Below are 10,893 nucleotides of genomic sequence, written 5' to 3'. Positions count from 1 at the left end.
ATAATTTTTGTGGCAATGATGTTGATAAGACTTTCGCGATTAAAGAGTGGGGAAACCCACTCTTTATGTGTTGTATTACCCAATTTTGATGAATGAAAGCTTTTAGGAGGAACGCATTTGAGTACATCAGCAATCAAAACCGCAATCGAGGCAATGATCACACCATTTCTTGAAGAGAATGGCTTTGAATTAGTGGATATTGAATACATAAAGGAAGGCAGTAATTGGTTCCTGCGCATTTTCTGTGACAAAGAGGGCGGCATCGATATCGATGAATGTGTACGTATTAGTGAGTATGTAAGTGAACAGCTTGACATTCACGAGCCAATCTCAGGAGCTTATTTCCTTGAAGTATCCTCGCCCGGTGCGGAGCGACCGCTAAAAAAGCCAGAGGATGTACAAAAAGCGATTGGCAAGAACGTATTTATTACGACCTATGAACCAATCAACAAGATGAAGGAATTTGAAGGCCAGCTTCTTGCATTTGACGGTGAGATGATCACTGTACGTGTAGGAAATAATGAGCATATATTACCTTACGAAAAAGTTGCAAGTGCTAGGCTTGCAATTATTTTCTAGTTTTTATGAGATGAAAGGGGGAACATCGTTCCAATGAGTATGGAGTTTATTGAAGCACTGCAAGAGATTGCAAAAGAGAAAGGCATCTCACAGGATGTGCTTTTAGAGGCGATTGAAGCCGCACTTATCTCCAGCTATAAGCGTAACTTCAATACTGCACAAAATGTTAGAGTAGAAATTAATCGTCATAACGGTGTCATTAAGGTATATGCTCGTAAAACGGTTGTCGAGGATGTATTAGATTCGAGATTAGAAATATCGCTTGAGTCTGCGCGTGAGGTGAACCCGCACTATCATTTAGATGATATTGCTGAGATCGAAGTAACCCCTCGAGATTTTGGTCGTATCGCCGCTCAAACAGCGAAGCAGGTCGTAACACAGCGTATTCGCGAAGCTGAGCGTGGTCTTATCTATAACGCATTTATCGATAAAGAGGAAGATATCGTAACGGGCCTTGTACAGAGACAGGATACTCGGAATTTGTATGTAGACCTCGGTAAAGTAGAAGCAGTCTTGCCACTTACTGAGCTTATGCCTACAGATAAATTCAAGCATCTTGATCGTGTGAAGGCTTTTATTACGAAGGTGGAAAATACGACTAAGGGACCGCAAATTATATTATCTCGCACTCATCCTGGATTGTTGAAGCGTCTATTTGAGCTTGAAGTTCCAGAAATATATGACGGTGTCGTAGAAATCCGATCTGTTGCAAGAGAAGCAGGCTTTCGCTCTAAGATCGCCGTATATTCTCGTAATAGCGAGGTGGATCCAGTTGGTTCTTGTGTCGGACCAAAAGGTATTCGTGTTCAAACGATCGTTAACGAGCTAAAAGGTGAGAAAATTGATATTGTCCGTTGGTCTGACAATATTGAGGAATATGTTGCGAATGCGTTAAGCCCTTCTAAAGTGCTGGAAGTTATCGTGTTTGAGCAAGAAAAGATGGCACGCGTGATCGTTCCAGATTATCAATTATCGCTAGCGATCGGAATTAAAGGCCAAAATGCTCGTCTCGCGGCAAAGCTTACGGGCTGGAAAATTGATATAAAATCTGAAACGCAGGCTGAGCAGGAGTTTGGGCGTCCTAAAACTTCGCAAGAAGTGATGCATCAGGACTCGGTATCGTTCGACTAAATTCAGAATGGAGGGTGTGCGATGAGACCAAGAAAAGTACCGCTTCGTAAATGTGTGGCATGTCAAGAGATGATGCCGAAGAAGGAACTCATTCGGGTCGTACGGACACCGGAGGAACAAGTTCTGATTGATCTAACGGGCAAAAAATCTGGCCGTGGTGCTTATTTATGTGGTAAGCAAAGCTGTTTTAAGTTGGCGAGAAAAAGCAAGGCGCTTGATCGAGCATTAAAACAGCCGGTGAGCGATGACATCTATGAACAGCTTGAAGCGGATTTTGTGAAAATCGAGGACGAATTTATTGCAAGCAAGGAGCTAATGGATGAAGACGAATAAAGCTTTGTCAGCCTTAGGTATGGCAATGCGAGCGGGGAAGCTAGCGACTGGTGATGAAATCGTACTGAAAGCAATACGAGCTGGAAAAGCAAAGCTCGTCATTGTAGCGAATGACGCTTCGGACAATACGAAAAAGAAGTTTCGTGATAAATGCGGAAGCTATGACGTTTCGTTAGTCGAGGCTTATGATAGAGAAAGCTTAGGCAGAGCAATTGGAAAAGCAGAGCGAGTTATTATCGCAGTAACTGACGTGCAATTTGCACAATTGATTGCAGGTCATTTAAGCCAAAATATGGAGGTGGATCTTACTTGAATAATAAACAAGATGGTAAGGAAAATAAAGACAAGCTGCGCGTTTACGAGTATGCAAAATCCGTAAATATGAGCAGTAAGGAAATAATCACCATTCTTAAAAGGCTCGATTTACCTGTAAACAATCATATGAGCGTTATGGAAAATGTGATGGTATCTAAGGTAGAAGGCTTCTTTCGTGAGATAAAGGAGAATGCAGCAGTGAAAAAATCTAATGCTGAAGCTCCAGCATCTAAGGCAAAAACAGCTAACACTACAGATACAACACAGGATAAAAAGCAAAACATAGACGAAAAAAGACAGGGGACAATGAATTCTATTAATATGAACGACAATCAAAAACGTGAGCAACGTCCACAAACTAATCAAACGAATCGTGATCAAAAGCCTAGAACAGGGCAAAGCAGACCTCAAGGTCAAGGCCAAGGCGGTAATCGTCCACAAGGTAACCGACCACAAAGTAGTTCGAATTCTCAAGGCGGATCTGGCTTCCAGAACCGTTCGCAAAGCAGCCAAGGCGGTAACCGCGGTCCGAGCAGCAATGCACAAGGTGGCAATCGTGGTCCAAGCAGCGGCGGTGCACAAGGCAATCGTCCACAAGGTGGCAATCGCCCTCAAGGCGGACAAAACCGTGGAACGAGCACGCAAGGCACAGCTTCCAAAGCATTCGAGTCACGCTTTGAGAATAGCAGACCGACTTCTGGCGGCGAAGAGAAAAACTACAGCAGCGGTAATAAAGGCAAACACAGCAATAGACGTTTCGAGGATGGACGATCAAATCCAAACTTTAGAAACAAAAACAATAGAGGGCGTCAAGGACGTAATCAGTCTCAGCCGCCTCGTGAGAAAATTGACAACACGCCGAAGAAAATTATTGTACGCGGTACAATGACGGTCGGAGAGCTGGCTAAGCTGCTTCATAAGGATGCTTCTGAGGTTATTAAAAAGCTTCTTTTCCTAGGTGTAATGGCAACGATTAATCAGGAAGTTGATATGGATGCTATCCTGCTAATCGCTGGTGAATATGGTATTGAGGTAGAAGTGAAAATTCCGGTAGAGGAAGATAACTTCGAAACGGTTGAAGAGGTCGATGAGGAAAGTGATCTTATGACTCGCCCTCCAGTTGTTACGATCATGGGTCACGTTGACCACGGTAAAACAACATTGCTTGACTCTATTCGTAAATCAAGTGTTACGACTGGTGAAGCCGGCGGTATTACGCAGCATATCGGTGCATACCAAGTAGAAATCAACAATAAAAAAATTACGTTCCTAGATACACCTGGTCACGAAGCGTTTACGCTTATGCGTGCTCGTGGTGCTCAAGTAACGGATATTACAATTATTGTAGTAGCAGCAGATGACGGCATTATGCCGCAAACGGTAGAGGCAATCAATCACGCTAAAGCAGCAAATTGTCCAATTATTGTTGCAGTTAACAAAATTGATAAACCGACTGCAAACGTTGATAAAATCAAGCAAGAGATGACAGAATATGAACTGGTACCAGAAGAGTGGGGCGGAGATACAATCTTCGTTGAAGTTTCTGCGAAACAGCGTATTGGCCTTGAAAACTTGCTTGAGATGATTCTACTCGTAGCAGAAGTGAATGAATACAAAGCGAATCCGAACAAGCGTGCTCGTGGTACCGTTATCGAAGCAGAGCTTGATAAAGGTAAAGGTCCGGTTGCTCGTATTCTTGTACAGCACGGAACGCTTAAGGTTGGAGATGCATTCGTAGCGGGTAACTGCTTCGGTCGTGTAAGAGCAATGGTGAACGATCGCGGTCGCCGTATGAAGGAAGCAGGTCCATCTACACCTGTAGAGATTACAGGTTTAACTGAAGTGCCACTTGCTGGAGATCCGTTCATGGTGTTCGAGGATGAGCGTAAAGCTCGTGCAATTGCAGATCGCCGTGCGATTAAGCATCGTCAATCTGAGATCGGTGCAAATACACGCGTAACACTAGATGATCTATACAACCACATTAAAGAAGGCGAGATGAAAGAGCTGAACGTCATTATTAAAGCTGACGTACAAGGCTCTGCTGAAGCACTTAAAGGCTCGCTTGCTAAAATCGAGGTTGAAGGTGTACGTGTGAAAATTATCCACAGTGGTGCAGGTGCGATTACAGAGTCTGATATTATTCTTGCTTCTGCATCTAATGCAATTGTAATTGGATTTAACGTTCGACCGGAGCCACAAGCAGAATATACGATCGAGCAGGAAAAAGTTGATGTTCGTATGCATAGCATCATTTATAATGCTATCGATGAAATTGAACAAGCTATGAAGGGACTTCTGGAGCCAGTATATAAAGAGGTCGTTACTGGTCATGCTGAGGTTCGTAACATTTTCAAAGTATCGAAAATTGGTGCAATTGCCGGTTGTATGGTTACCGATGGCAAAATCGGACGCAACTCAGAAGCTCGTGTAATACGTGATGGTATCGTCGTATATACTGGTAAAATTGACTCCTTGAAGCGCTATAAGGATGATGCGAAGGAAGTTTCTCAAGGCTTTGAATGCGGGATTACACTGGAACGCTTCAACGATGTTAAGGAATCAGATGTTATCGAAGCCTTTGTCATGGAGCCAGTTGAGAGGTGATTAAGCAATGGCAAAAATACGGGTTGGCCGTGTAAGTGAGCAGATCAAGAAGGAATTAAGCCTGATTATTCAAACAGAGCTAAAAGATCCGCGTATTGGCTTTATTACAGTAACAGGTGTTGAAACGACAAATGATTTGTCACAGGCCCGAGTTTATCTTAGTGTACTAGGCAGTGATGAACAGAAGGAAGAGACGCTGCGCGCATTGTCAAAGGCTTCTGGCTATTTACGCTCAGAGCTAGGCAAGCGAGTTAAATTACGTCATACACCGGAACTGCAATTCAAATTTGATAGCAGCATTGAATATGGCAGTCGCATTGAATCCTTACTTTCTGATATTAATCAGGATATGGGTCCCAAATGAGTGCTGCAGACAAATATGTATCACAACTCGAAGAAGCAATAGCCTTTATACAAGGCTATTCTTCTTATCTAGTTGTTGCTCATGAAAACCCCGATGGTGATGCGATTAGCTCATGTGCTGCGATGAGTTGGTTGCTGGAGCAATACGGCAAACAGGTAACGATCGTGAATCAGAGTGAATTGCCTGGTCGTCTAAGCTACCTTTATCACTACGAGGACATTGTTCAATATGATGTTAATGCTGAGCTTCAGTTCGATGCAGTTATTGCACTGGATTGTGCAGATGCGTCAAGACTAGGCGATGTCATGACATTAATTCAAGAGCGGAAATCACCGCTGCTGAACATTGATCATCATGCAACGAATAATGGATTTGGTACCGTTAATGTCATTCGCAGCGATGCTGCAGCGACAGTAGAGATTATTTATGACATCATTAAGAAAACCTCCTTTACACCGAATTTAGCATGTGCTAAAGCGCTCTATTCTGGACTTTTAACAGATACAGGCGGCTTCCGTTACTCCAATACCTCACCAGCTGTCATGTCGATGGCATCAGAATTACTTTCACTTGGTGTCTCTGCTTATGAGTTAGCTGATCATTTGCTTGAAAAGATGACAATGGGAAGATTAAAGCTGCTGCAAGCAGCGCTTGCCCGAATAACGTTTAACGAAGAGCAAACGATTGGCTGGGTTACCATTATGAAGGATGACCTTAAAAATTGTGGAGCTGTGACTGAGGATATTGAAGGGATTGTCAACTATATCTTAAACGTAGAAGGTGTAGAGGTCGGGATTCTATTCAAAGAATCAGATACAGGAATCGTGAAGGCTAGCATTCGTTCAAAGGGCAAAGTGAATGTGTCCGAAGTAGCTCAAAGCTTTGGCGGTGGTGGCCATGTTAGAGCTGCTGGCTGTCGCTTAACTGCTAATATGGATGAGAGCGTTCAAAGCTTGGTTGAAGCGTTTCGAAAGGCGTTGACATAGATGGACGGCATATTGGCTATATGGAAACCTGAGGGCTGGACGTCGCATGATGTAGTAGCTAAAACACGACGTTTATTAGGTATGAAACGAATTGGACACGCGGGTACACTTGATCCTATGGTGACAGGTGTACTTCCTCTTTGTTTGGGGAGAAGCACGCGTGTTGTTGAATATATACAAGAGCGTCCCAAATCATATGAGGCGACGATCTGTCTTGGAGTAGCAACCGATACCGAGGATATGACAGGAGAAATAATTGATTCTGTGGAATCCGTTCAAGTATCAGAGCAGGACATAAAAAAAGTACTGAAGCAATTTATCGGTAACATCGAGCAAATTCCTCCGATGTACTCAGCAGTTAAGGTGGATGGCAAACGTTTGTATGAGCTAGCACGTGAAGGGAAATCAGTTGAAAGAAAAGCTCGCCAGGTGACAATCCATCAGATTGAGCTAATTTCAATTGATCTTGAGAAAAAGCATCCCCAGTTTACTTTCTCTGTGCTCTGTTCTAAAGGGACTTATATACGTACATTATGTGTTGATATTGGCAGGGCATTAGGAGTGCCAGCTGCGATGGCCTCACTCGTTCGAACGATGTCCGGCGGTATCGTTAAGGAGCAATGTGTAACCTTGGAGCAAGTAGAAGAGCATATGCAGCAAGGGACGCTTGAGGATATCCTCATCAGTCCTGATCAAGCGATTGATCACATTCCAGCCACAACAGTCAAAAGCATAAAACGCAAATACGCCATTCAAGGGCAAAAGCTCTATTGGACTGATATTGATGGACATCAGCAGCTAGAAGACGGCTCGATCGTGCGTGTATTTGACGAGGCGGGGATATTTTTAGGGATTTTCCAGCTTGATAAAAAACATCATCTAGTTTTGCCGGTTAAAGTATTTTCTTAGTGAAAAATGTTAAAGATGAAATGTAGGTGTGTCAACTTTGAAAATCATAACATTGACTTACCCTATATCCACAAATGATATAGCGCTAGACGACCGTTCCATATCGATTGCGTTAGGTCATTTTGACGGCGTGCATCGTGGGCATCAGCAAGTGATAAGCAAGGCGGTAAGCACGGCAAAGGAGCAAGGACTTGCCTCGGCAGTTATGACGTTTGATCCTCATCCGAAGGTCATTCTCGGTCATGGAGAGCAATATACACATTGCTTAACACCTCTTCCAACGAAGATAGAGCTATTTGAAGAGCTTGGTGTTGATTATGTGTTTGTTGTTCGCTTTGATCTAGAATTTGCGGCGATAACGCCAAAGGCCTTCGTTGAGCAATTGCTTCGCGAGCTTAACGTTGTCCATGTTGCTGTTGGCTTTGACTTTCGCTTTGGTGCGAAAGGTGCTGGAACACCAGAAGTGCTTGCACAGCTATGCGAGCCTAACATTGTGGTCGATAAGGTAGAGGCTTTTATGATCGACGATGCTAAGGTTAGCAGTACAATTATTCGTCAATACTTAGAGGAAGGTAACATTGAGCAAGCCAATCATCTGCTTGGAAGAAACTTTCAAGTGGAAGGCGTTGTCGTCCAAGGAGATCAGCGAGGACGCACCATCGGTTTTCCGACAGCGAATTTGCGTCTTGATGCCCCATATTTGACGATACGATTAGGTGTTTATGCGATTATCGCTCATCTAGGCGATCGTACATATTACGGAGTCTTGAACCATGGAATGAAGCCAACCTTCTATGCAGAGGATATCGTACCTGTTATGGAAGCACATTTATTTGATTTTTCTGAGGATATTTATGGTGAGCATATGACCGTTGAATTTGTGAAATTTATTCGACCGGAGCAACGCTTTGCAGGCATAACTGAACTAATTGCACAAATTAATAAAGATGCTGATCAAGTAAAAGCATTGTTCTCGCAACAATAATCTCGACAAACCAATTTCGATTATGCTATACTATGAACTGTTGTCAGGCGTGTATTTAGTACAAGCTTGTTCAACTGAACCTTAGCTTGGATTTCGAGCTCACCGCCGAATGCTAGGCTAATGGCGATTATGATAAGGAGGTGAATCAGGATGGCAATCACTCAAGAACGTAAAAATGAAATTATCGAGACACATAAAACTCACGCTAGTGACACTGGGTCTCCAGAGGTACAAATCGCTATCCTAACGGAAAACATCGTTAATTTGACAGATCACTTACGTACGCATAAGAAAGATCATCATTCGCGTCGTGGTTTGTTGAAAATGGTAGGTCAACGTCGTAAACTACTTGCTTACCTTAAAAAGAAAGATGTTAGACGTTATAGCGCATTGATTGAAAAATTAGGCCTACGCCGTTAAGATCAGTGTAAAGAAAAGCAACCTGCAGTCCTTGGGGTGGTCCAATCATGGATCTAAAGGCTTCGGGTTGCTTTTTATAATAATAGAGGAGGGTTTGAATGCAACATCGAGTTGAAACGACGCTAGGTGGAAGACCACTTGTTCTTGAAACAGGTCGATTGGCTAAGCAAGCCAATGCAGCTGTTATGGTTCGTTATGGTGAAACGGCTGTACTATGTACAGTAACTGCTTCAACAGAACCAAAGGATCTGGATTTCTTCCCGCTAACCGTAAACTATGAAGAACGCCTATATGCAGTAGGTAAAATTCCAGGGGGCTTTATTAAACGCGAAGGTAGACCAAGCGAGAAAGCAATTCTTTCCAGCCGTCTAACTGACCGTCCAATTCGCCCACTATTCCCTGAGGGCTTCCGAAATGATGTTCAAATTGCGAATATCGTGATGTCCGTAGATCGAGATTGCTCACCTGAAATTGCTGCTATGATTGGTACTTCAGCTGCACTTACTATCTCAGACGTTCCGTTTAACGGACCGGTGGGTGGTGTTGTCGTTGGACGTATTAATGGAGAGTTTATTATTAATCCAACAGTAGCTCAGGAACAAGAATCCGATATTTACGTTGTCGTATCTGGTACAAAAGATGCGATTATGATGGTTGAAGCTGAAGCGAATGAAGTGCCAGAATCGGTTATGCTCGAAGCAATTATGTTCGGTCATGATGCGATTAAGGAGCTTATCGTATCGATTGAAGAGCTTCAAAAGCTTGCTGGTAAAGAAAAAATGGAAGTTGTGTTACATACAGTTGATGAAGCTGTGAATAAAGCCGTTCGTGAATTTGCTTCTGAACGCCTTGTTGCAGCTGTAAGTATTGCTGAAAAGCATGCGCGTCAGGATGCGATTGATGCGGTTAACGCAGAAACAGTCGCTCATTTCGAAGAGGTATATGCAGAAACTCCTGAGCTTATTGCTGATGTGAAGGAAGTATTGTACGACATCGTTAAGGAAGAGGTTCGACGCTTAATTACACATGACAAGGTACGTCCGGATGGCCGTGCGTTAAGTGAAATTCGTCCAATCGAATGTGATGTTGCACTGCTGCCTCGTACACATGGTTCCGGCTTGTTCACACGTGGACAAACTCAGGCGCTAAGCATTTGTACGTTAGGTGCACTTGGTGATGTGCAGATCCTTGATGGTATTTCAGCTGAAGAAACGAAACGCTTTATGCATCATTACAACTTCCCTCCATTCTCTGTAGGTGAGGCAAGACCGCTTCGTCCTCCAGGTCGTCGTGAGATTGGACATGGTGCGCTTGGCGAGCGTGCGTTATCTAAAGTTATTCCTTCCGAGGAAGAGTTCCCATATACAATTCGTCTAGTGTCTGAGGTACTTGAATCCAATGGTTCGACTTCACAAGCAAGTATCTGTGCAAGTACTCTCGCAATGATGGATGCTGGTGTACCGATTAAAGCTCCTGTAGCGGGTATTGCAATGGGTCTTATTAAAGACGGCGAACAATTCTCGATTCTTTCTGATATCCAAGGTATGGAAGATCATCTTGGGGATATGGACTTTAAGGTTGCAGGTACAGCTGAAGGTGTAACAGCGATTCAGATGGATATTAAAATTCAAGGTATTGACCGTGCGATTTTAGAGCAAGCGCTTGATCAAGCACGTGAAGGCCGACTTCATATTCTTGGTAAAATGACTGAGGTTATGACATCATCTCGCTCTAGCTTATCGAGATACGCTCCGAAAATTGTCAGCATGAAAATTAATCCTGATAAAATTCGCGATGTTATCGGTTCTGGTGGTAAGATTATTAACAAAATTATCGAGGAAACTGGCGTTAAGATCGATATTGAGCAGGATGGCTCCGTATTCATTGCTTCATCTGATGAGGAAATGAATGAGCGTGCGAAGCAAATTATTGAAGGCATTGTTAAAGAGGTCGTTGTTGGTGAAATTTATCTAGGAACAGTGAAGCGTATTGAGAAGTTCGGCTGTTTTGTTGAGATCTTACCTAACAAAGATGGCCTTGTTCATATTTCCCAGCTATCTACTGAGCGCGTGGCGAAGTGTGAGGATGTCGTAAAAATTGGTGATCAAATTACAGTAAAAGTAACAGAAATTGATCAGCAAGGACGCGTTAATTTGTCCCGTAAAGCAGTGCTTCAAGCAGAAGAGGCGCCGAAGGCGTAACATATGTTTGAGTTATAGTTAAACATGCGAGGAAGAGTCAGAGTTCATCTGTCTCTTTTTTTG

11 protein-coding genes are annotated in these 10,893 nt (G+C 43.2%); all 11 read left to right on the top strand.

The window, feature by feature from the left end; translation table 11 throughout:
• Positions 1–117: 117 nt before the first annotated feature.
• The 11 genes from rimP to pnp all read left to right on the top strand — a co-directional run bounded on the left by rimP (position 118) and on the right by pnp (position 10,830).
• Complete coding sequence (gene rimP, locus M3180_RS01450) at positions 118–579, top strand: ribosome maturation factor RimP (RefSeq protein WP_251665442.1); 462 nt, start codon at positions 118–120, stop codon at positions 577–579.
• A 33-nt stretch (positions 580–612) separates the two neighbouring features.
• On the top strand, positions 613–1,710 hold the full coding sequence (gene nusA, locus M3180_RS01445; protein WP_251665441.1) for a transcription termination factor NusA: 1,098 nt from the start codon (positions 613–615) through the stop codon (positions 1,708–1,710).
• Between the two features lie 21 nt (positions 1,711–1,731).
• Entirely contained in the window at positions 1,732–2,043 is a 312-nt protein-coding gene (gene rnpM / locus M3180_RS01440) for an RNase P modulator RnpM (protein ID WP_251665440.1), read from the top strand.
• On the top strand, positions 2,030–2,356 hold the full coding sequence (locus M3180_RS01435; protein ID WP_251665439.1) for a L7Ae/L30e/S12e/Gadd45 family ribosomal protein: 327 nt from the start codon (positions 2,030–2,032) through the stop codon (positions 2,354–2,356). The genes rnpM and M3180_RS01435 overlap by 14 nt, the downstream gene beginning before the upstream one ends.
• Positions 2,357–2,424: 68 nt before the next feature.
• Entirely contained in the window at positions 2,425–4,965 is a 2,541-nt protein-coding gene (gene infB, locus M3180_RS01430) for a translation initiation factor IF-2 (RefSeq protein WP_251666335.1), read from the top strand.
• A 7-nt stretch (positions 4,966–4,972) separates the two neighbouring features.
• Positions 4,973–5,329: a 30S ribosome-binding factor RbfA gene (gene rbfA / locus M3180_RS01425; RefSeq protein WP_251665438.1), complete on the top strand. Its 357-nt coding sequence runs from the start codon at positions 4,973–4,975 to the stop codon at positions 5,327–5,329.
• Positions 5,326–6,315, top strand: coding sequence for a DHH family phosphoesterase (locus tag M3180_RS01420; RefSeq protein ID WP_251665437.1), 990 nt, complete (start codon positions 5,326–5,328; stop codon positions 6,313–6,315). The genes rbfA and M3180_RS01420 overlap by 4 nt, the downstream gene beginning before the upstream one ends.
• A gap of 12 nt (positions 6,316–6,327) precedes the next feature.
• Positions 6,328–7,224, top strand: coding sequence for a tRNA pseudouridine(55) synthase TruB (gene truB, locus M3180_RS01415; protein ID WP_349774453.1), 897 nt, complete (start codon positions 6,328–6,330; stop codon positions 7,222–7,224).
• A 37-nt stretch (positions 7,225–7,261) separates the two neighbouring features.
• Positions 7,262–8,209: a bifunctional riboflavin kinase/FAD synthetase gene (locus M3180_RS01410; RefSeq protein WP_251665435.1), complete on the top strand. Its 948-nt coding sequence runs from the start codon at positions 7,262–7,264 to the stop codon at positions 8,207–8,209.
• A gap of 150 nt (positions 8,210–8,359) precedes the next feature.
• Complete coding sequence (gene rpsO, locus M3180_RS01405) at positions 8,360–8,629, top strand: 30S ribosomal protein S15 (RefSeq protein WP_251665434.1); 270 nt, start codon at positions 8,360–8,362, stop codon at positions 8,627–8,629.
• Positions 8,630–8,727: 98 nt separating this feature from the next.
• Complete coding sequence (gene pnp, locus M3180_RS01400; RefSeq protein WP_251665433.1) at positions 8,728–10,830, top strand: polyribonucleotide nucleotidyltransferase; 2,103 nt, start codon at positions 8,728–8,730, stop codon at positions 10,828–10,830.
• Positions 10,831–10,893 lie beyond the last annotated feature (63 nt).

The sequence above is a fragment of the Paenibacillus camelliae genome (assembly GCF_023715345.1).
GTDB classification, from domain to species: Bacteria; Bacillota; Bacilli; order Paenibacillales; family Paenibacillaceae; genus Pristimantibacillus; species Pristimantibacillus camelliae.
The sequence above is the reverse complement of the archived record's forward strand: the minus strand, read 5'-3'. Positions and strand labels throughout refer to the sequence as shown.

Coding starts and splice junctions, on each gene's coding strand:
- pnp (WP_251665433.1), top strand. CDS start 8,728: ATGCAACATCGAGTTGAAACGACGCTAGGTGGAAGACCACTTGTTCTT.
- M3180_RS01435 (WP_251665439.1), top strand. CDS start 2,030: ATGAAGACGAATAAAGCTTTGTCAGCCTTAGGTATGGCAATGCGAGCG.
- rnpM (WP_251665440.1), top strand. CDS start 1,732: ATGAGACCAAGAAAAGTACCGCTTCGTAAATGTGTGGCATGTCAAGAG.
- infB (WP_251666335.1), top strand. CDS start 2,425: ATGAGCAGTAAGGAAATAATCACCATTCTTAAAAGGCTCGATTTACCT.
- rpsO (WP_251665434.1), top strand. CDS start 8,360: ATGGCAATCACTCAAGAACGTAAAAATGAAATTATCGAGACACATAAA.
- nusA (WP_251665441.1), top strand. CDS start 613: ATGAGTATGGAGTTTATTGAAGCACTGCAAGAGATTGCAAAAGAGAAA.
- rbfA (WP_251665438.1), top strand. CDS start 4,973: ATGGCAAAAATACGGGTTGGCCGTGTAAGTGAGCAGATCAAGAAGGAA.
- M3180_RS01420 (WP_251665437.1), top strand. CDS start 5,326: ATGAGTGCTGCAGACAAATATGTATCACAACTCGAAGAAGCAATAGCC.